The sequence below is a fragment of the Pseudomonas sp. SWRI179 genome (assembly GCF_014268705.1).
GTDB classification, from domain to species: domain Bacteria; phylum Pseudomonadota; class Gammaproteobacteria; order Pseudomonadales; family Pseudomonadaceae; genus Aquipseudomonas; species Aquipseudomonas zanjanensis.
This window is the reverse complement of sequence record NZ_JABWRA010000043.1, coordinates 24,704-45,272: the sequence shown is the minus strand read 5'-3', so window position 1 is coordinate 45,272 and position 20,569 is coordinate 24,704. Positions and strand designations below refer to the sequence as shown.

The window sequence follows — 20,569 nt, the reverse complement described above, 5'->3', positions numbered from 1 at the left end:
AGGCCCGGGGTTGCAGTTACTTGCCAGGCACCAGGGTCAACCGCGTCTTGCCGTAGGCTCGATCGAAGTTCTGCGATTGCAGCGGCAAATTCTGGTACTGCCCCTTGATCCATGGATCGATGCCATTGGCATAGTGCGGGCTGACCGGGTTGCCGGACTGGCCGGTGCCGTCCTGGATCATCAACGGTTCAGGCTGGCCGAAGTCGACGATAAAGCGCATGGAAGGCGCCAGGGTGGTGGCGAAATCCTGCCCCCAGGCAAACGCCGCCGTGTTGAGCGTGGTGCTGTCTCCGCCGGCCGGCAGCGGGCCACGTACGATCTGGCCGTTGCTGTTTTTCCACGTATAACGATGCAACTGGCCCCACTGCCAAGCCTTGTGGTCACCGCCCAACTGGCTGTCACCGGCACTGATGGTGGCGGCCAGGCTGCGGGCGAGGATGACGGCCTTGTCTTCTTTCTGCGGTGTGCGCACATCGTCCCAGAATGGGCTGTCTTCGCGCCCCAGCAGATGATCGGCCTGGGCCGAGTAGGACAATTGGCCGTTGGCGACCAGCGCCTGCCACGCCGCGCTGCTGTCCGGGCCCAGCTCGTCGAGGAAAATCTGCTTCATGCTTTCCTGCAGGAACAGCCCATAGATCGCCGCGTCGGCGGAGGTCGGGCTGAGCCGGCCATCGAATGCCATCAAGCGGGTATAGGCCTCGCGGGCCTTGGCCCGGTCAGCCACCGGCAGGGCGTCGATCGCTTGTTTGAGCGGCTGGGTCATGCCCGGGGCTTCGAAGACGCGCTTGAGCTTGGCCGCGAACGTCGTGCTCTGGTCGTATTGCATGGCGGTCAGGCTGCGGGTGTCGTGCTTGCCCGCGCTGGCCAATTCGGCCATGCGTTCGCCACGCTCCGGTGCGCCCCAGGAGTTGGACAATTGCATGCCATAACCATGGGGAATGACCCGTTGGTTGGCCGTGCCGAGCCAGCCCTGGGCCGGGTCTTGATCGTAGGGGTGCAACATCGGGTCGGCGTAACCGTCCCAATCGTAGCGACCGTCCCAGCCTGGCGATGGCAACAGGCCTTCGCCTTCGCGGCGGTTCGGGTAGCGACCGGTGACTTGCCAGCCGATATGGCTGGCGTCGGCAAAGACCAGGTTCACCGCCATGGCGCGGATTTCCCGGCTGGCATCTGAGGCTTTCTCGACGTTCTGTGCCCGGGACAGGTCGAACAAGGCATCCAGGGTCTTGTCGTCGCCGAAGCTGGGGGTCTGCAAGGCCAGGCCAAAGCCGTTGGCCATGGCCGGCCCTTGGGCACTGTTGAGCAACGGGCCGTGGCGGGTTTCGAACACGGCTTCACGAATCGGTCGCTGGCCTTTGATGAAGTAGGTTTCGTTGCGCACGATCACTGGCTGCCATTTGCCGTTGACCTCGTAGGACAGGCTGTTGCCCTGGCGTCGGATTTTTTCCAGGAACAGGTCCTGGTTGTCTCCCAGCACGCTGGTCATGCTCCAGGCCACCTTGCCGTTGAAACCAGCCAGGATCATTGGGATGCCCGCCACGGAAACCCCGGCCGCCTGGTACTTGGGCGCGCGGATCTGTACGGGACTCCACAGCCCCGGCATGCCCAGCGGCCCATGGCTGTCGCTGGCCAACAAGCTCTTGCCGCTGCGGCTGCGTTGCGGCGCGATGGCCCAGTTGCTTGCAGACGCAGCGCCCAACAGATTCAGCCCGGCCAACTGGCCGGTGGCCTTGCTGATTTCGTTCAGGCCTGGGATCTGGCCGTTGAGGCGCAGGCCTTGGAGCTTATCAGCCTCGGCCACGGGCAGTTGCTCGTCCGGATAGGATGGGCTCAGCCAGGCGAGCTTGTCGTTGTTGACGGTCTGGGCCAGCACCAGGCTGGCGACTTCTTCCGGCAGGTTGGCTGACTGGCTGAAATTCAGCAGGCAGAACATCAACGCTGAATCTTCCGGCTTCCAGTATTCGGGCTTGTAGCCAGTGGCGGCCAGGTCCGCCGGCAGTTTGTCGCGGTAGCGGAACAGGTAGGCGTTGACGCCGCGGGCATAGACTTCAAAGAAGCGCTTGAGCCGTGGCGAAGACGCCTTGTACAGCTCGTCGGCGTTTTTCTTCAGGTTGACGGCGCGCATGTAGCGGTCGACGTCCAGCCGTTCGGCGCCGGACATCTCTGCCAACCGCCCCTGGGCCAGCAGGCGCAGGGTGACCATCTGGGCAATGCGGTCGCTGGCGTGGACGTAGCCGAGGGTGAACAGGGCGTCATGGAAGCTGTTGCTTTCGATCAGCGGCATGCCTGTGGCATTGCGGCGGACCGAGACGTTCTGCGCCAGCCCCTTGAGCGGCTGCACGCCGGAAGTCGGCGGGACAGTTTCCTGGGCATTCCAGGTCTGGCATCCGCTCAAACCGAGCACACTGGCCACTGCGGCGGCAACGCCGAGCCGGGGGATAAGGGAAATAGAGGCTGGCGAGGCCATGGCAAAGCTCCTGCGGGAGGGGGTGGCACCGATAAAGGCGCTACGTTAGTGAGCAGGCGGGGGCCGCGCAAGCGGGGGCGAGGGTTATTTGTTGATTTAGCGATGAAAGCCCTGCTGTTCACTCAAGGACGACTGTGAACCTGTGGCGAGGGAGCTTGCTCCCGCTGGGCTGCGCAGCGGCCCCAAAACCATTCGACACGGTGTGCCAGGAAAATACGGCTGGCAGGTTTTTACGATTGCTGCGCAACCGAGCGGGAGCAAGCTCCCTCGCCACAAGTCAGCGCGTTTGCTCGAAGGCTTGCCTGTTGGAAAAGGGGATGCTCAAGTGTGGAACATTCAATGAACGAGCAAGAGAAAACCGGCATGGAGCTACAGCACGACGCGGCGCTGATCCTCATCGATCAACAAAAAGGCATCCTTCACCCCAGGCTCGGCCCTCGCAACAACCCCGAGGCCGAGCTGCGCATGCTGGAGCTGCTGGCCTTCTGGCGACACACGGCGCGGCCGGTGATTCACGTTCATCACTTGTCCCGTTCGCCGGACTCGGTGTTCTGGCCGGGGCAGTCGGGGGTGGAGGTCCAGCCGCGGTTCGCGCCGATGACCGGCGAACGGCTGGTGCAAAAACAGGTGCCGGATGCGTTCAGTGGCACGGGCCTGGAGCAAGACCTGCGCGAAGCCGGCATCGGGCAATTGGTGATCGTCGGTGTGGCGACGCACAACTCGGTGGAGTCCACGGCGCGCACGGCCGGCAACCTGGGGTTCGACACTTGGGTGGCCGAGGACGCCTGCTATACCTTCGACAAGACCGATTACTTCGGCAATCCTCGTTCGGCGGCCGAGGTGCATGCGATGTCCCTGGGCAACTTGCACGGTGAGTATGCGACGGTGGTGGGTGTGGAGCGGATTCTGCAGGCGGGCTGATACATATGCAGTGAATGTGCTGGCCTCATCGCGAGCAGGCTCGCTCCCACATTGATTTTGCGGCAATCATTGGATATCGCTTCACCCGCAATTCCCCTGTGGGAGCGGGCTTGCTCGCGAAGAGGGCGTGTCAGGTTAATCACTGCCAACTGACCCACCGCATTCGCGAGCAAGCCCGCTCCCACATTGATTCTGCGGCGATCATTGGATATCGCCTCACCGTAAATCCAGTGTGGGAGCGAGCCTGCTCGCGATAGCGATTTAACAGGCGAAGATTATCTCCGCCCAGCCCCTCAAGCCCCGTGGCATTTCTTGAATTTCTTGCCATTGCCACACGGGCAAGGGTCGTTGCGACCGACATCCTTCAGGGCGTTGCGTACTGGCTCCTGGTGGGCGTGGCCGCAGTTCGGGCCGTGGACGTGGCCGTGGTCATGATCGTGGTGATGGTCGTGATCGTGGTTGCAATCAGGGCCGTGAACGTGGGGTTGCTGGGTCATCGGGGTTACTCCGCAATTAAATCGGCGGCGATTATCACGCCATTGCGCTCAAGGTGCACGTAGTGGGCGATGAATAATCCGGTTTCCAGCTCACCTTCCAGACGATAGGGGATCTGTTCCCGGGGTTTCTCCAGCAGCTTCACCACTTCCCGCACCTGGGACCACAGGTTGGTGCGCACCGGCACCTTGAAGTAGGCGCTGTGCCTGGGGCGCACGGTGAACCAGTGTTCATGCTCACCTTCGGTCAGCAACAGCTCGCCCAAGTGGACACGGTAGGTCAGGCCACGAACGGTCAGGTCGCTGTCGCCGGGGTTGTCGACGCGAAAGTGCAGCATGAACCGCTGTTCCACCAGCCGGGCCCGGATCACCTCGACCTTGACCAGGTGCACCTGGGGCTCAGGGGCTTCATCACCTTGCCAGGAGGCACAGCCGCCGAACCCGAAGAACAGCAGCAGGCAGGTGACGCGCAGCAAGAAGGATGGAAGGGTCATGTCCGTGCCTCTGGTTTATCCCCAGTCTAGCCCTATGGGCCGATGGACGAGCGTCGGACGTTTCCGAAAAATCAGCGGTTGAAGTAACCGGCGCAGCATTTCTTGAATTTGTACCCGCTGCCGCACGGACAATCGTCGTTGCGTCCCGTCTTCACCGGCACGGTCGGGTCGATGAAGTACCAGCGCCCGTCGTTCTGCACAAACGAGGACTGCTCCCGGTGGCTATGCTCGCCCTGGCCATCGTGCCAGCGCGCCGTGAACGTGACGAAGGCGTGTTCCGGTTTACCGCCGAACACTTCGCTGCTTTCCACCTCCAGCCCCAACCAGGTGCTGTTGGCGCTCCACTCGCTGATCGACTGGCGATCGAGGCCTTGCTGCTGGGCGGGCAGGGTGGTGGCGACCAGATAATCCACCAGGCCCAGCACATAGGCGCTATAGCGCGAACGCATCAAGGCTTCGGCGCAGGGCGCCGGGTGACCGTCGTGATAGTGGCCGCAGCAGGCGTCCAGTGAATTGCCACTGCCGCAAGGGCAAATGGGTGATTGGGAGCTTGTGTTCACGGTTACCACCAATATTTTCCGAAGTTTTCCGGGTTGGCCCAGAAACGTGAGTTGAGCCAGTCGGGGACTTGTTTGTATTCAAGCAGATCGTAGGTGAACAGGGTCAGCACCTGATCGTCACGCTGGAATCGCTCACTGGCTTGCAGGGCCAGGGAGAAAAAGTCCGTCTCTTGCCAGCCGCAGGCAGTGAGGTCGGCCAGCACGGCGATGCGGCTGGCGTTGAGATTGCGGATGCCGCCCAGCAGGTTCAGGCCCTCGCGCTTGGGCAAATGCTCCAGGCAATCGAGTGCCAGGGCCAGGTCAAAACGGCGCGCCGCCACGTCCGCCGGCAGCGCGCCGGGGCCGGCGTGGACCACTTCGGTGTCGGGGTGGGCCTGCTGGAAGGCTTCGAGTGCGGGGAAGCCGCTGGCACCGATCAGCAGCAGAGTTTGCGGGGCATAACGGTCAAGCACGGCCGCCAGGGCTTGCTGGGGCGTACGCGAAGAAATGGCAACGGTCATCGAAGTTCCTCAGTCAGAACCACCACGATAGCCTGCCCGGACATCATGGCCTAGAGCGGTTTGTCCCGGAATGTGCGCAAACGTCGTAAACACGGGGCGAAAACCCGCGATTGCTCAGGCTGGCGTAGATTCGAAGTCGGGTCTTTACTCCCCTGAATCGGCGCCAAGCCGATCCCTCAAGGAGAAACCCGATGAGCATAGTTCGGACAGCGTTACCCCTGGTTCTGCTAACCAGTGTGTTGACTGGTTGCGCAGGTTTGCAGAAAACCGACTGGCCGACCTGTGCGGCCGTCGGCGGAGCGATCGGCGCCGGATTGGGCGCCATAGAAAGCACTTCCTGGGCTGGCGGCGGCGCGTTGTATGTTGGCGGCATGGCGGCAGCTTATTGCTGGGTCAAGGGCGACGGCGACGAAGACGGCGATGGCGTGCCGGACAGCCGTGACAAATGCCCGGGCACACCGAAGGGCGTGCAGGTCGATGCCGACGGTTGCCCGCCGCCCGCACTGGCGCCGGTGGTCGAAGAAGCGGTCGTGGTCAAGGAAGAAACCATCGTGATCCGCGATGTGCACTTTGAATTCAACAAAGCCACGCTGACCCCAGCCGACAAGGATGTACTGAGCACGGTCGCCACCCGCCTGAAGCAGGAAACGTCCACCGCGCAACTGAGTGTCACCGGCCACACCGACAGCGTTGGCAGCGATGCGTACAACCAGAAACTGTCGCAGCGGCGAGCCGATTCGGTGGTGAAATACCTGGTCGAAAACGGCGTGCCGCAGTCCAGTTTTGTCTCGGTGTCCGGCGCCGGTGAGAGCCAGCCGGTGGCCGATAACAAGACCGCCGACGGCCGTGCGATGAACCGCCGCACGGAGATCAAGATAAACCGTTGAAACCCTTGGCATCCGCGGCTTGTAGAGTTGCGGATGCGGGTCTTTACTCCTGTGTGACCGGTATGGGCCGGTGACACAGGAGCCTTCACATGAACGTTCTAATCAGGGCCGCCTTACCGGTGCTGCTGGCGAGCAGTCTGTTGTCCGGTTGCGCCACTCACAGCGACGGCAGCGCACCCCTCAATCAACGCACCTGGCCAATCTGTAGCCTGATCGGCGGCCTCGTCGGCGGCGGGTTGGGGGCCATTGAAAGCAGCGGTTGGGCCGCTGGTGGCGCCGCCTTGGGGCTGCTGGGCGGTGGCTTGATCTGCTACGCCCAGGATGGCGATGAAGACGATGATGGCGTGTTCGACCGCCGCGACCGTTGTCCCGATACCCCAGCCAATACACCGGTCGAGCATCATGGCTGCCCGGTGCCGCAATACCCCGCCAGCGCGCCACCGGTCGAACCGCAAGCGCCGACCAGCGAAGTCATTACCCTCAACGACGCGGGCAAGGTGCTGTTCGATTTCGACAAATCCGATCTCACCGCAGAGGCTCGAAGCCAGCTCGATGGGCTGATTGGCAAGCTCAGCCATGTCAATGTCGCCAGCATTCGGGTAGTGGGCCACACCGACAGCGTCGGCAGCGATGCCTATAACCAAGGGCTGTCCGAACGTCGCGCCAGTAGCGTCGTGGAGTATTTGCTGACCCAGGGACTCGCCCCCGACAAACTCACCAGCGAAGGCAAGGGTGAAAGCGAGCCGGTGGCCGACAATGAGACCGACGAAGGGCGCGCGCAGAATCGCCGGGTCGAATTGCATCTCCAGCGCTGAGCAGCGAGCCAGAGCTGCCGGATCGTCGGGAGGGCGATCCGGTCGGCCGGGGCTCGGGTTGGATTAAATTTGCCTGGCCCTCTGGCTTATCCGGCGCGCAAGCCGTTACTGTGCGCGCAAAGAATAATTCTCCATCAGGGGGGCGTATGAAGGTGTTTTGGGGGCTGGGGCGCTTGCTGACCCTGCTGTTCTGGCTGGTGGTGCTGGTCAACCTGGTCGTGCCGTTCGTCCATCCGCTGCATCTGCTGGTCAATTTCGCCGGTGCTTTTTTGCTGGTGCTGCACGTGCTGGAACTGCTGTTGTTCCGGGCCAGTTTCCGTGGCCGCGCCGCCCCTGGCCGTGACCGCCTCAGAGTGCTGCTGTTCGGCATCTTCCATCTGCAAACCCTCCCGACCGCGCCAGAGGCTTCCCATGCGTAAATTGTGTCTGCTTGCCGCCCTTGTATGCCCGTGGGCTTCGGCCCAGGTGCTCCAGGTCGAAAGCCATTCGTTGATGCGCCTGCCCAATACCACCAGCACACTGACCCTGGAACGTCTGGAGGTGGCCGATTACGGCACGCTGCTGGTGCCGTCCAATGTCGCTGAACTGTCCATCGACCAATTGCACCTGGGGCGTGAAGCGCGGATCGCCATCGTGCCGGCGCAGCAGGCATTGGAAATGAAAGTGGCCCGGGCTGAATTGGCCGAGGGCAGCCAGATCACTTCACGGGGCGCACCGGGTACCTACACCAAGGCCGCGCGGCCGGGGCGCGATCTCAACCTGCGTTTCAAGGTGTTGAATGGGCCGTTGTTGTCGGTGGATGCCCGTGGCGGCACCGGAGCACCGGGTTACGTGGGGCTCGACGGTGCCAATGGCCAGGCGCCGGGTTGCACCTGGGGCTCGGCCGGTCGCGGTGCCGATGGCAGCAATGGCAGCGATGGCCAGCCGGGCGCCGCCGGCGCGCAGGTGCGCCTCGAACTGCCCCGGGCCTATCCTGCCGAGCAGATCAAGGTCACGGTGGATGGCGGTGCCGGTGGCCCGGCGGGACACGGCGGCAAGCCTGGGGCGGGCGGCAAGGCCAAGGGCTGCGTGGTCTATACCGCGGATGGCGGCAAGAGCGGTCGCCCTGGCGCCGACGGCCAGCCCGGGCCTGCCGGAGCGGCGGGGGCGGTGACGGTGCAGCGGTTCTAAACGTATGGCGAACCTCATGTGGGAGCGGGCTTGCTCGCGAAGAGGGCGTGTCAGGTTAATCAATGTTGATTGACCCAACGCCTTCGCGAGCAAGCCCGCTCCCACAAGTTCAGTGTGATATCGACGATTTTTTTCAGAACATCGGCCGCGCCGCGCCAAGCGCCACCACCAGCAACCCGATCAACAAATTGATCCCCACCAACCGCCGGATTTTCCCGAGCACCGCCGCACCCGCCGGCCAGTCCTGCGCCGTTACGGCGTTACGCAAAACGGGCAGTTGCAAGCCCTGGATGCGGATAAACAGTGCTGTCATCACTATGTACAGCCCCATCATGATCTGCACATAACGCGGCGCGGTTTCGAAGCCGGCGAAGCGCAGATGGATCAGGCCGACGCCGCTGATCGGTAAAAGCACCACGGCCACCCAGACCCAGACGAAAAAACGCTGAAACACTTCTACCCATAACTTGAGCCGGGCAGGGCCCTCTAGCGCCGTCATTGCTGCGGGTCGCAGGATCATCCAGGCGAAGAACATGCCGCCGACCCAGATCAGGGCCGCCAGTAAATGCAGGGTGTAGACGAGGGCAAAGGGTGTCATTGGGTTACTCCGTTCTGCGCAGGATTCATTAGCGGGGTATGATAGCCGCCGATCCGAACCACTGAAAATTTATCCAGCGTTTTTAGCGCCCGACCATTCATGATCAGCACCGAACTCAAAACCACGATCCAGGGCGCCTATTCGCGTTTTCTCGAAGCCAAGAGCCTCAAGCCGCGATATGGCCAGCGCCTGATGATTGCCGAAGTGGCAAAAGTCCTGGGTGACATCGACACCGACGACGAAGGCCGGCGCAGCGGCGAGCCTGCCATCGTGGCGGTGGAGGCCGGCACCGGTACCGGCAAGACCGTGGCCTACAGCCTGGCAGCGATTCCGACTGCCAAGGCCGCTGGCAAACGCCTGGTGATCGCCACGGCCACCGTCGCCCTGCAGGAGCAGATTGTCTACAAGGACCTGCCCGACCTGATGCGCAACAGCGGGCTGAACTTCACGTTCGCCCTGGCCAAGGGCCGCGGGCGCTACATGTGCCTGTCCAAGCTCGACATGTTGCTCCAGGAAGGCCACGCCCAGACTGCCACGGCCCAGTTGTTCGAAGAAGAAGGCTTCAAGATCGAGGTCGATGAAGCCAGCCAGAAGCTGTTTACCAGCATGATCGAAAAGCTGGCCGGCAATAAATGGGACGGCGACCGCGACAGCTGGTCCACGGCCCTGGAAGACGCCGACTGGTCTCGCCTGACGACCGACCATAGCCAGTGCACCAACCGCCATTGCCCTAACTTCGGCCAGTGCGCCTTCTACAAGGCCCGGGAAGGCATGGGCAAGGTCGACGTCATTGTCACCAACCACGACATGGTCCTGGCCGACCTGGCCCTGGGCGGCGGTGCGGTGCTGCCGGACCCGCGCGACACGATCTACGTGTTCGACGAAGGCCATCACCTGCCGGACAAGGCCATCGGCCATTTCGCCCATTACACCCGGCTGCGCTCCACCGCCGATTGGCTGGAAACCACCGCCAAGAACCTCACCAAGCTCTTGGCCCAGCATCCGTTGCCGGGCGACCTGGGCAAGTTCATCGAGCAAGTGCCGGAGCTGGCGCGGGAAATCAAGACGAACCAGCAGTTCATGTTCACCGCGTGCGAGCAACTGGCCGATTTCAAGCCCGGCGAAGACGTCGAGGGCCGCGAGCGGCCACGCCACCGGTTTGTCGGCGGGGTGATTCCTGAACACATGCGCGAAATGGGCATCGAGCTCAAGAAAGGTTTCGCGCGCCTGACGGATCTGTTCACGCGGCTGACCGACCTGCTCAAGGAGGGCATGGATGGCGAGGTCAACATTGGTATCGCCAGCAACCAGGCCGAGGAGTGGTATCCGCTGTTCGGCAGCCTGCTGTCCCGCTCCCAAGGCAACTGGGAACTGTGGACGGCCTTCACCGCCGAAGACCCGGAAGACAACCCGCCGATGGCGCGATGGCTGACCCTGGCCGAAAGCGGTTCGCTGTTCGACATCGAGGTCAATGCCAGCCCGATCCTGGCGGCGGAAATGCTGCGGCGCAACCTGTGGAACGTGGCCTACGGCGCGCTGGTGACCTCCGCCACCCTGACCGCCCTCGGCACGTTCGACCGCTTCCGCATGCGCGCCGGCCTGCCGAAGAAGGCCGTGACCGCCGTGGTGCCAAGCCCCTTCCATCACGCCGACGCCGGTGTGCTGCGGGTGCCGGACCTCAAGGCCGACCCCCGGGACGCCGCCGGCCATACGGCGGCGATCATCCGCGACCTGCCGGAACTGGTGGAAGGCTCACGGGGCACGCTGGTGCTGTTTTCCTCGCGCAAGCAGATGCAGGACGTGTTCGATGGCTTGGACCGTGATTGGCGCAAGCAGGTGTTCATCCAGGGCAACCTGTCGAAGCAGGAAACCCTGAACAAGCACAAGGCACGGGTCGACGGTGGTGATTCCAGCGTGTTGTTCGGCCTGGCGAGTTTCGCTGAAGGCGTGGACTTGCCCGGTGCCTATTGCGAGCACGTGGTGATCGCCAAGATCCCCTTCTCGGTTCCCGACGATCCGGTAGAGGCGGCGCTGGCCGAGTGGATTGAAGCCCGCGGAGGCAATCCGTTCATGGAAATCTCCGTGCCGGACGCTTCGCTGAAGCTGGTCCAGGCATGTGGCCGCTTGCTGCGCACCGAAGAAGACCGCGGCACCATCACCTTGCTCGACCGCAGGCTGGTGACCCAGCGCTATGGCAAGGCGATCCTCAATGCATTGCCGCCGTTTCGGCGGGAGATTTCCTGATACGTGCAATGACCTGCTGTGGCAAGGGCGCTTTTGTAGCAAGTGGGAGCTTTTGTGGCGAGGGAGCTTGCTCCCGCTGGGCTGCGAAGCAGCCCCAAACCTGGCACAGCGGTGTGCCAGGTCTATGGTGTGCGGTCTGAACAGGGCTGCTGCGCACCCCAGCGGGAGCAAGCTCCCTCGCCACGAAGGCCAGAACCAGTCCGGTCAGCCGTCTTGCGGCGGTTCCCAAAAGCCTGAATGGCTGAAACAATGCCAGCCACCTTAAAAGTGTTTGTTTCAAGGGAGTTACGGGTGCAAATTCAAGGTCATTACGAGCTTCAGTTCGAAGCGGTGCGTGAAGCGTTCGCGGCATTGTTCGATGACCCCCAGGAGCGCGGCGCGGCGTTGTGCATCCAGGTGGGGGGGCGCACGGTCATCGACCTGTGGGCCGGTACCGCCGACAAGGATGGCCATGAAGCCTGGCACAGCGACACCATCGCTAACCTGTTCTCCTGCACCAAGACGTTCACCGCCGTCACCGCCTTGCAACTGGTGGCCGAAGGCAAGTTGCAACTGGACGCCCCGGTGGCCCGCTATTGGCCTGAGTTTGCGGCGGCGGGCAAAGCTGGCATTACCCTGCGCCATCTGCTCTGCCATCAGGCCGGACTTCCGGCGTTGCGTGAGCTGTTGCCGCCCGAAGCGCTGTATGACTGGCAAACCATGGTCGACGCCCTGGCGGCCGAAACGCCTTGGTGGACGCCGGGCGAGGGTCACGGTTATGCCGCGATCACTTACGGCTGGCTGGTGGGCGAGTTGTTGCGCCGGGCCGACGGGCGAGGCCCGGGGGAGTCCATCGTGGCCCGCGTCGCCAAGCCGTTGGGCCTGGATTTTCACGTGGGCCTGGCCGACGAGGAGTTTTATCGCGTGGCCCACATCGCCCGTGGCAAAGGCAACGTCGGCGATGCGGCGGCCCAGCGCCTGTTGCAGGTGACGATGCGCGAGCCCACGGCCATGACCACCCGGGCCTTTATCAATCCGCCGTCGATCATGACCAGCACCAACAAACCGGAATGGCGACGCATGCAGCAACCGGCGGCCAACGGCCACGGCAATGCCCGTAGCCTGGCTGGGTTCTACGCGGGACTGCTCGATGGCAGCCTGCTGGAAGGTGAAATGCTCGACGAACTGACTCGCCAGCACAGCCTCGGCGAGGATAAGACGTTGTTGACCCAGACCCGTTTTGGCCTGGGCTGCATGCTTGACCAGCCGGATGTGCCGAATGCGACCTATGGCCTCGGCCCACGGGCGTTCGGTCATCCGGGGGCAGGAGGCTCGATCGGGTTTGCCGATCCCGAACATGATGTCGCGTTCGGCTTCGTGACCAACACGCTTGGGCCTTACGTGTTGATGGACCCGCGCGCGCAGAACCTTGCGCGGGTGCTTGCCACTTGTCTATAAAACGCCATTGAAGGCCATGGACACAGGAACCTCGTGTCCTTTTCAGTTTCCAATCGTCTGTTTATGCGGTCAAAACATGGCCTTGTTTTTTCATCTAGATCATTTTGTGGATATCCAATGTCATCGAATAAAACCCTCGCTCTGGCGCTGTGCTTCGCTATCACCGGTTGCGCACAAACCCCACAAAATGATGCCGAGGGCGGCAGTGGCTGGTGGCCGTTCGGTTCTTCCGACAAGGTAGCGGCCAAGGATACGGCGCCAGTGGCGCCCCTGAAGCCAGCCGCCGTCGCACCGCAAGCCAAGACCGAGGGCGCCAGCCATTGGTGGTGGCCGTTCTCTTCCGAGGAAACCGCCGCAGACGCTGCCAGAAAAGCCGAAGCAAAAGCTGAAGCCAAGCCTGAGGCCAAGGTGCCAACAGCGGTTGCCAAGGCCGAAGCCGAAAGCAATGGCAAGTGGTGGTGGCCGTTCGGCGGCAAGGATCAGGAAACCGCCAAGGCGGTGCCGATGCCCGATCCGAAAGTTACCCAGGCCTGGCTCGACGACTACGAGCCGAAGCTGCGCACCGCCATCAAGGACAGCAAGCTCGAACTCGAGCGCCGCGACAACGTGCTGGTGGTCACCGCGCCCGTGGACGGCTCGTTCAACCCGGACCGCCCGGCCATGCTGTTGCCTGTGACGCTCGGCCCGTTCACCCGCGTGGCGAAGATCCTCGAGGCCGATCCGAAGACCGCCGTGCTGATTCTCGGCCATGCCGATACCTCGGGCGCCGCCCCGGCCAACCTCAAGCTCAGCCAGGAGCGTGCCCAGTCCGTGGCGGCGATTTTCCGCCTCAGCGGCCTGCAACGCGATCGCCTGATGCTGCGCGGCATGGGCGCAGTGGCGCCACGTGCGGCCAACGATAGCGTCGAGGGTCGCGCCTTGAACCGTCGTGTGGAACTGCTGGTCACGCCCGCCAACACCATGGTTGCGCTGCTGAGCAAATACAACATGCCGGCGCCGGCCCCGGTGACCATGGTTGCCGCCCAGGATGTGAAGCCTGCTGCCCCGGCCCCTGCGCCTGCGGCTAAAAAAGCGGTGGCTTCGACCAAGAAAGCCTCGGCCAAGAAAGCGCCGGCCAAAAAAGCCGCGACCAAGGCGCCTGCAAAAAAAGCCCCGGCCAAGCCCGCCACCCCGGCGAAGAAACCCCAACCGGCCAAAGCCGCCACCGATACCAAGAAAGTCGCGGCCGCCGAGACTCCGAAGCAGTGATGGGCTAACCATAAGGAATGCGCCATGACCCAACCGCTGGCTGATATGCGCCGCGACTACACCCGCGACGGCTTGACCGAGGCACAAGCCCCGGCCGAGCCGTTTGCATTGTTCCACCAATGGTTCGCCGACGCGGTGAAAACCGAACAGGCCCCGGTGGAGGCCAACGCCATGACCCTGGCGACGGTGGATGCAGAGGGGCGCCCGCATTGCCGGATCCTGCTGCTCAAGGGCCTGGATGCCCTGGGCTTTACGTTCTTCACCAACTACGACAGCGCCAAGGGCCAACAACTGGCCGCGAATCCATTCGCGGCCATGACGTTTTTCTGGCCGGCCCTGGAACGCCAGGTGCGCATCGAAGGCAAAGTGGTCAAGGTCACGGCGCAAGAGTCGGACGCCTATTACCAGGTTCGCCCGCTGGGCAGCCGTCTCGGCGCCTGGGCTTCACCCCAGAGCCGGGTGATTTCAGGGCGCGCGGAGTTGGACGATTTGCTCAAGGCCACCGAGCAACGTTTCAGTGACAGCCAACCCCATTGCCCGGAGCATTGGGGCGGTTACCGCTTGCTGCCCGAGCGCATCGAGTTCTGGCAGGGCCGCCCAAGCCGCCTGCATGATCGCCTCAACTACCGCCTGCAAGGGGCGAACTGGACTCGCGAGCGCCTGGCGCCTTAGGCGGATAATCTGCCGCAGCGGTTTGCAACCATTGCGGCAGGTCCCTGCGCTTGATGCCTTGTTCTCGGGCGCGGGTCAATTGTTGCAGCATGTAGGTCTTTTTCAGCTCATCCTGCCCCGCCAACGACAGTGCCAGGTCGCGGTCCATCCAGCGTTTGATCCGCACGTACAGCCACCCGTGGAAGTACAGGCCGGCCACGGTGGTGAGGACGATAATGAAATAGTCCATGAAAAAATCCCTGGGTTGATGACGCAGGTTTCGTAAATTGGCGCTACTGTTTGGTGAATTTTTCCGGTGCGCCTGTATCCCACCTGAATGAAAACAATTTTATCCCGGCAAGGCCGTGACAGGCGTCAAGCTGGGGAGTTTAATGAATCCCTGTCTTTTGGAGTTGATGCTATGCGTAAGTCTGTTTTGCTGGTTGCTTCCTTTTCCACGATGGCGATGTTGCTCACTGGCTGTCAGTCGAGCCTGACCGGTGACTCCTACTCCCGTGACGAAGCGCGTCGCGTGCAGACGATTCGCATGGGGACCATCGAATCCCTGCGTCCGGTCAAGATCGAAGGCACCAAGACCCCGATCGGCGGTGCGGCGGGTGCCGTGGTCGGTGGTGTGGGCGGCAGCGCCATCGGCGGTGGCCGTGGCAGCATCGTCGCTGCTGTGATCGGTGCGGTGGCCGGTGGCCTGATCGGTTCCGCCACTGAAGAAGGCCTGACCCGTACCCAGGGTGTGGAAATCACTGTGCGTGAAGATGACGGCAGTATGCGTGCCTATGTGCAGCAGGTTCAGGAGAACGAGGTGTTCCGTGTGGGTGAGCGGGTTCGTATTTCCACTGTGGATGGCACGAGTCGCGTATCGCACTAAGCTGGAATCAGGTCAGAAAAACGGCGCTTGTTCCTGGGAGGGAAAGCGCCGTTTTTTTATGGATTTTGTTTCGGGTTGCGGGGTGTATATCCGTTGCTGCGGTAACGGCGGCTTATGGTTCAGCCCTTACGGCGGGTCACTTTTTTCAGACGCCACGAAGGCAGCGTGGTTAACGGGGCGCCCCAGATCGAAATCAAAAGCCGAGCGAGGCGGCCTTATAGCCGACCTGGCTCATGCTGGGGACCGCGTTCCTCCTGTGGGAGCGGGCTTGCTCGCGAAGGCGGTGTGTCAGTTTGCAGTGATGTTGGAGGTGCCGGTGTAATCGCGAGCAGGCTCGCTCCCACAGGTGATCCAGGTGCCCATGAGTCTCGTGTCTGGCTGCAGGCCTATTGTGGGAGCGAGCCTGCTCGCGATAGCGGTGGCTCAGTCAAATAAGTGCCGGCCTATGCCCCGCTTGCTCTTGCTCTTGCTCTTGCTTTGGACTTTGATCTTGATCTGGGCGCCCCGTTAAACCACGCTGGCCGAACGCAGGCATTGTGGAGTGGGCATCCCGGCATGGATGCCGGGATAGCCGCGATGGGTCATGGATGGCCCTTCGCGGCGGGCCCACGGAGCAATGCCGGAGTGAGGGCACACCGAGCCTAGGCGAGGTGCCGAGTGGTGGGGCAAAGCGCTTTTGGTTACTTTTGGCTGGTCCGGCTCCCGGCTCTTCCAAAAGTGACTCGCAGTAAGGGCGAAACCCTAAGCAGCCGTTACCGCAGCAACGGATATGCTCCCCTTTCTGGCAGCCAGGAATCAGTCAGGCAATACAGGCTGCTTACGACTGGCCGCCGCCGTCACCGCATACCCCAACAACGCCGCCAGAATCGAACCCGTAAGAATCCCCATCCGATCCATGCCGGCGTAGTCACTCACACCCGGCTCGAACGCGAGGGAGCCAACGAACAGGCTCATGGTAAAGCCGATCCCGCAAAGGATCGCCACCCCCAGGATCTGCCCCCAATTGGCCCCGGCGGGCAGGCTGGCGATGCCGATTTTGACCGCCAGCCAGGTCAGGCCGAAGACGCCGACGGTCTTGCCCAGCAACAGGCCGATGGCAATCCCCATCGGTACGTGATGGGTGAAGCTCTCGACGGTGACGCCGCTCAGGGACAGGCCAGCATTGGCGAAAGCGAACAGCGGCAGGATGCCGTAGGCCACCCAGGGATGCAGGGCATGTTCCAGGGTCAGCAGCGGCGAGGTCTCGGCGTTTTTCGTGCGCAGCGGGATGCAGAACGCCAGGGTTACCCCGGCCAGCGTGGCATGGACACCGCTCTTGAGTACGCAGATCCAGAGGATCAGGCCCACGACCATGTAGGGCCCGAGCTTGACCACCCCCATCCGGTTCATCGCCACCAGCGCGGCGATGCAGGCGGCCGCCAGCATGAGCGACAAGGTGGACAGGGCGCCGGAGTAGAAGATGGCGATGATGATAATGGCGCCCAGGTCGTCGATGATCGCCAGGGTCATCAGGAACAGCTTGAGCGACACCGGCACCCGCTTGCCGAGCAAGGCCAGTACACCGAGGGCGAACGCGATGTCGGTGGCGGTGGGAATCGCCCAGCCAGCGAGGGCGGGAGGATTGTCGCGGTTGAGAAACCAATAGATCAGGGCGGGCACCACCATACCGCCAATCGCCGCCGCCCCTGGCAGGACGATTTGCGAAGGTTTCGACAACTGCCCATCGAGGACCTCACGCTTGACCTCGAGACCGATGAGCAGGAAGAACATCGCCATCAGGCCGTCGTTGATCCACAGCAGCAAGGGTTTGGCGATCTTCAGCGCGCCGACTTGGGCGACCACCGGTGTGTCGAGCAGGCCGTTGTACAGCCAGGACAGCGGCGAATTGTTGATGACCAGGGCCAGCACGGCGGCAGCGATCAGCAGCAGGCCGCTGGCAGCCTCCAGTTGAAAAAAACGTGTCAGAGAATTGCGTAGAGCCACGATCGCTCTCCATTCATTGAATCAAAAAGATGGCACACCCTAACCCGTACTGTTAGTTGTTAAAACAAAAGTTATATTCTTTTTTGTTATATGTCGTTACAAGGCCTGCGCCACGCAGTCGGCAGTTACGGGCCATATTGGACCTTAGCTGTACCTGTGCGCGATGTCGGTTTTTTCCTAAGCTGGCGTCTGGTTTTTCCGAACGCCAGCCCTTGCCTGCACGACCGTGTGATTTCCCCGCGTCGAACCGATCAGTGAGAAAACACCATGAACGACCATCGCCAGTGGGCCCGCGAAGCGATCCGCATCATTGAGGCTGACTTCCAGCGCAGCGCCGATACCCACCTGATTCCGCTGCCGCTGCCTGGCCTGCCGGGCATCGAACTGTATTTCAAGGACGAGTCCAGCCATCCCACCGGCAGCCTCAAGCATCGGCTGGCGCGCTCGCTGTTTCTCTATGCGTTGTGTAACGGCTGGCTCAAGCCCGGTGCGCCAGTGATCGAGGCCTCCAGCGGCTCGACGGCGATTTCCGAGGCTTACTTCGCCAGGTTGCTGGGCCTGCCGTTCATTGCGGTGATGCCGGCGACCACCTCCAAGGAAAAAATCGCACAGATTGCGTTCTATGGTGGCCAGAGCCACCTGGTGGACGACCCTACGCAGATCTACGCCGAATCCGAACGCTTGGCCCGCGAGCATGATGGGCACTTCATCGACCAGTTCACCTACGCCGAGCGAGCCACGGACTGGCGGGCCAATAACAACATTGCCGAATCGATCTTCCAGCAGATGCGCTTCGAGCGGCATCCGGAGCCCGCTTGGCTGATTTCCAGCCCTGGCACCGGCGGCACCACGGCGACCCTGGGACGTTATGTCCGTTACCGCCAGCACGGCACCCGCGTGTTATGCGCCGACGCCGAGCGTTCCGTGTTCTTCGACTACTACCGCAGTGGCGATGCGAGCCTGCGCCTGGACTGCGGTTCACGCATCGAGGGCATCGGCCGGCCGCGGGTCGAGGCGTCGTTCCTGCCGAAAGTCATCGATGCGATGGTCAAGGTTCCGGATGCCTTGTCACTGGCGGCCATGCACTACCTGGCCGAGCGCTTGGGACGACGGGTCGGTGGGTCCAGCGGCACCAACCTGATCGGCGCACTCATGGCGGCCCGGCAGATGGCAGATGCCGGGGAGTCGGGATCGATCGTGGCGATCTTGTGTGACGGTGGCGAGCGCTACGCCACGACCTATTACGACCCGGCGTGGCTCAAGGCCCAGGGCTATGAGTTGAATGGGCTGATGGACATCGTGGCGGCGAGTGTGGAGCGGGGCGAGGCACTGCCGGAGAGTGTGTTGCGGGCGAATATCTGATCCCGAGACACTGACGTCTTGTGGGAGCGGGCTTGCTCGCGAAGGCGGTGGGTCAGTCAACTTATCGGTGAAGGATGTACCGCATTCGCGAGCAAGCCCGCTCCCACAGGGTAATGCTGTTACTCAGGACTTTAAGTGAACAGCATCACTTCCATAAGCAGACCTCTGTCAGCCCTCGAGTCCCAGGATATCCCGCGCCACCGCCTCGGCAATCCGAATCCCGTCCACCCCCGCCGACAGGATCCCACCCGCGTAGCCGGCGCCTTCACCCGCCGGGAACAGGCCCTTGACGTTCAGGCTCTGCAGCGATTCGTTGCGGGTGATGCGCAGGGGCGACGAGGTGCGGGTTTCGATGCCGGTCAGCACGGCGTCATGCAGCGAGTAGCCGCGGATCTGTTTCTCGAACGCCGGCAGGGCCTCGCGGATAGCTTCGATGGCGAAATCCGGCAGGGCCAAGGCCAAGTCACCGAGGGACACCCCTGGCTTGTAGGAAGGTTCGACGCTGCCCAGGGCCGTGGACGGCTTGCCGGCGATGAAGTCGCCCACCAGTTGCGCCGGAGCCTCGTAGTTGCTGCCGCCGAGCACGAACGCATGGGATTCCAGGCGTTCCTGCAATTCGATCCCGGCCAATGGGCCACCTGGATAATCCACTTCCGGGGTAATGCCGACGACGATGCCGGAATTGGCGTTGCGCTCATTGCGCGAGTACTGGCTCATGCCGTTGGTCACGACGCGGTTCGGCTCGGACGTCGCCGCCACCACGGTGCCGCCCGGGCACATGCAGAAGCTGTACACCGAACGACCATTCTTGGCGTGGTGCACCAGCTTGTAATCGGCGGCGCCGAGTTTCGGATGGCCGGCGTATTTGCCCAGGCGCGCACTGTCGATCAGCGATTGCGGGTGTTCGATACGGAAACCCACCGAGAACGGCTTGGCTTCCATGTACACGCCCCGACCGTGGAGCATGCGGAACGTGTCCCGGGCGCTGTGGCCCAAGGCCAGGATTACGTGTTTCGAATGGATCTGCTCACCGCTGGCCAGCTCGACGCCAACCAGTTGACCGTCTTCGATCAAAACGTCGGTGACCCGCTGCCCGAAGCGCACTTCACCGCCCAGGGCGCGAATCTGCTCACGCATGGTTTCCACCACGCCTGTCAGGCGGAAGGTGCCGATGTGCGGTTTGCTGACGTAGAGGATTTCTTCCGGTGCACCGGCCTTGACGAATTCGTGCAGGACCTTGCGACCGAGGAATTTCGGATCCTTGATCTGGCTGTAGAGCTTGCCGTCGGAAAACGTCCCTGCGCCACCTTCACCGAACTGCACGTTGGATTCGGGGTTGAGCACGCTTTTGCGCCACAGGCCCCAAGTGTCCTTGGTGCGCTGGCGCACTTCCGGGCCACGCTCGAGGATGATCGGCTTGAAACCCATCTGTGCCAGCAACAGGGCGGCGAAGATCCCGCACGGGCCGAAGCCGACTACGATCGGCCGTTCGCTCAGGTCGGTCGGCGCCTGGCCCACCACTTTGTAACTGACATCCGGCGCTTCGTTGACGTTACGGTCATCGGCGAACTTGCGCAGCAGGCTGGCTTCATCGCGCACCGTCAGGTCGATGGTGTAGATGAAGCACAGTTCCGAGGATTTCTTGCGCGCGTCGTAGCTGCGCTTGAACAAGGTGAAGTCGAGCAGGTCATCGCTGGCGATGCCCAGGCGCTGCAGGATGGCAGGGCGCAGGTCGTCTTCGGGGTGATCGATTGGCAGCTTGAGTTCGGTGATTCGTAACATGGCGGGGTCCGGTTCGCGGGATGCACAACTGCACCAGGGCGTGAACCGGCGATTATAAGCCAAAAGCGGT

Annotated in this window: 20 protein-coding genes; 11 read left to right on the top strand and 9 right to left on the bottom strand. The window is 62.6% G+C overall.

Annotation, left to right across the window (positions count from 1 at the left end):
- Nucleotides 1-16: 16 nt before the first annotated feature.
- Nucleotides 17-2,467: a penicillin acylase family protein gene (locus HU767_RS21865; RefSeq protein WP_186730444.1), complete on the bottom strand. Its 2,451-nt coding sequence runs from the start codon at nt 2,465-2,467 to the stop codon at nt 17-19.
- Between the two features lie 363 nt (nt 2,468-2,830).
- Here HU767_RS21865 and HU767_RS21860 point away from each other — a divergent pair, with 363 nt between their 5' ends.
- The gene (locus HU767_RS21860; protein ID WP_186730449.1) at nt 2,831-3,388 is read left to right on the top strand and encodes a cysteine hydrolase family protein; all 558 of its coding nucleotides are present in this window, start codon (nt 2,831-2,833) and stop codon (nt 3,386-3,388) included.
- Between the two features lie 293 nt (nt 3,389-3,681).
- Here the strand turns inward: HU767_RS21860 and HU767_RS21855 are convergent, their stop codons facing one another.
- The 4 genes from HU767_RS21855 to HU767_RS21840 form a co-directional block, all read right to left on the bottom strand.
- The gene (locus tag HU767_RS21855) at nt 3,682-3,885 is read right to left on the bottom strand and encodes an SEC-C metal-binding domain-containing protein (protein ID WP_003198420.1); all 204 of its coding nucleotides are present in this window, start codon (nt 3,883-3,885) and stop codon (nt 3,682-3,684) included.
- Between the two features lie 5 nt (nt 3,886-3,890).
- Nucleotides 3,891-4,376 (bottom strand): LEA type 2 family protein, encoded by a 486-nt coding sequence (locus HU767_RS21850; protein WP_186730443.1) that lies wholly within the window; start codon nt 4,374-4,376, stop codon nt 3,891-3,893.
- A 71-nt stretch (nt 4,377-4,447) separates the two neighbouring features.
- Complete coding sequence (locus HU767_RS21845) at nt 4,448-4,936, bottom strand: YchJ family protein (RefSeq protein WP_186708421.1); 489 nt, start codon at nt 4,934-4,936, stop codon at nt 4,448-4,450.
- 2 nt (nt 4,937-4,938) lie between these two features.
- Nucleotides 4,939-5,436, bottom strand: a complete 498-nt coding sequence (locus tag HU767_RS21840; RefSeq protein WP_186708423.1) for a DUF6231 family protein — start codon at nt 5,434-5,436, stop codon at nt 4,939-4,941.
- A 191-nt stretch (nt 5,437-5,627) separates the two neighbouring features.
- On the opposite strand from HU767_RS21840, the gene HU767_RS21835 reads away from it, so the two are divergent.
- The 4 genes from HU767_RS21835 (at nt 5,628) to HU767_RS21820 (ending at nt 8,308) form a co-directional block, all read left to right on the top strand.
- The gene (locus HU767_RS21835; protein WP_186730442.1) at nt 5,628-6,323 is read left to right on the top strand and encodes an OmpA family protein; all 696 of its coding nucleotides are present in this window, start codon (nt 5,628-5,630) and stop codon (nt 6,321-6,323) included.
- Between the two features lie 89 nt (nt 6,324-6,412).
- Nucleotides 6,413-7,138, top strand: a complete 726-nt coding sequence (locus HU767_RS21830) for an OmpA family protein (protein WP_186730441.1) — start codon at nt 6,413-6,415, stop codon at nt 7,136-7,138.
- A gap of 146 nt (nt 7,139-7,284) precedes the next feature.
- Nucleotides 7,285-7,557, top strand: a complete 273-nt coding sequence (locus HU767_RS21825) for a DUF1145 domain-containing protein (protein WP_186708429.1) — start codon at nt 7,285-7,287, stop codon at nt 7,555-7,557.
- Nucleotides 7,550-8,308: a collagen-like protein gene (locus tag HU767_RS21820; RefSeq protein ID WP_186708431.1), complete on the top strand. Its 759-nt coding sequence runs from the start codon at nt 7,550-7,552 to the stop codon at nt 8,306-8,308. The genes HU767_RS21825 and HU767_RS21820 overlap by 8 nt, the downstream gene beginning before the upstream one ends.
- A gap of 133 nt (nt 8,309-8,441) precedes the next feature.
- Here HU767_RS21820 and HU767_RS21815 read toward each other — a convergent pair whose 3' ends face one another.
- Nucleotides 8,442-8,906 carry a DUF2269 family protein gene (locus HU767_RS21815; RefSeq protein WP_186708432.1) on the bottom strand — a complete coding sequence of 155 codons (465 nt, stop codon included), beginning with the start codon at nt 8,904-8,906 and terminating at the stop codon, nt 8,442-8,444.
- A gap of 99 nt (nt 8,907-9,005) precedes the next feature.
- On the opposite strand from HU767_RS21815, the gene dinG reads away from it, so the two are divergent.
- The 4 genes from dinG to pdxH all read left to right on the top strand — a co-directional run bounded on the left by dinG (nt 9,006) and on the right by pdxH (nt 14,507).
- Nucleotides 9,006-11,150, top strand: coding sequence for an ATP-dependent DNA helicase DinG (gene dinG / locus HU767_RS21810; RefSeq protein WP_186730440.1), 2,145 nt, complete (start codon nt 9,006-9,008; stop codon nt 11,148-11,150).
- 291 nt (nt 11,151-11,441) lie between these two features.
- On the top strand, nt 11,442-12,587 hold the full coding sequence (locus HU767_RS21805; RefSeq protein WP_186730439.1) for a serine hydrolase: 1,146 nt from the start codon (nt 11,442-11,444) through the stop codon (nt 12,585-12,587).
- A 117-nt stretch (nt 12,588-12,704) separates the two neighbouring features.
- Entirely contained in the window at nt 12,705-13,835 is a 1,131-nt protein-coding gene (locus tag HU767_RS21800) for an OmpA family protein (RefSeq protein ID WP_186730438.1), read from the top strand.
- A 24-nt stretch (nt 13,836-13,859) separates the two neighbouring features.
- Nucleotides 13,860-14,507, top strand: a complete 648-nt coding sequence (gene pdxH, locus HU767_RS21795; protein WP_003198446.1) for a pyridoxamine 5'-phosphate oxidase — start codon at nt 13,860-13,862, stop codon at nt 14,505-14,507.
- Here pdxH and HU767_RS21790 read toward each other — a convergent pair.
- Entirely contained in the window at nt 14,455-14,736 is a 282-nt protein-coding gene (locus HU767_RS21790) for a hypothetical protein (RefSeq protein WP_186730437.1), read from the bottom strand. The genes pdxH and HU767_RS21790 overlap by 53 nt on opposite strands.
- Before the next feature lie 171 nt (nt 14,737-14,907).
- Between HU767_RS21790 and HU767_RS21785 the strand changes: the two genes are divergently transcribed.
- A complete protein-coding gene (locus tag HU767_RS21785; RefSeq protein WP_003184697.1) occupies nt 14,908-15,372 on the top strand; it encodes a glycine zipper 2TM domain-containing protein in 465 nt (154 codons plus the stop codon).
- 795 nt (nt 15,373-16,167) lie between these two features.
- Here the strand turns inward: HU767_RS21785 and nhaA are convergent.
- Nucleotides 16,168-17,355, bottom strand: coding sequence for a Na+/H+ antiporter NhaA (nhaA, locus tag HU767_RS21780; RefSeq protein ID WP_186730436.1), 1,188 nt, complete (start codon nt 17,353-17,355; stop codon nt 16,168-16,170).
- Nucleotides 17,356-17,622: 267 nt separating this feature from the next.
- On the opposite strand from nhaA, the gene HU767_RS21775 reads away from it, so the two are divergent.
- The gene (locus tag HU767_RS21775) at nt 17,623-18,717 is read left to right on the top strand and encodes a PLP-dependent cysteine synthase family protein (RefSeq protein WP_186730435.1); all 1,095 of its coding nucleotides are present in this window, start codon (nt 17,623-17,625) and stop codon (nt 18,715-18,717) included.
- 168 nt (nt 18,718-18,885) lie between these two features.
- On the opposite strand, the gene HU767_RS21770 is transcribed toward HU767_RS21775, so the two are convergent.
- Nucleotides 18,886-20,499 carry an NAD(P)/FAD-dependent oxidoreductase gene (locus HU767_RS21770; protein WP_186730434.1) on the bottom strand — a complete coding sequence of 538 codons (1,614 nt, stop codon included), beginning with the start codon at nt 20,497-20,499 and terminating at the stop codon, nt 18,886-18,888.
- Nucleotides 20,500-20,569 lie beyond the last annotated feature (70 nt).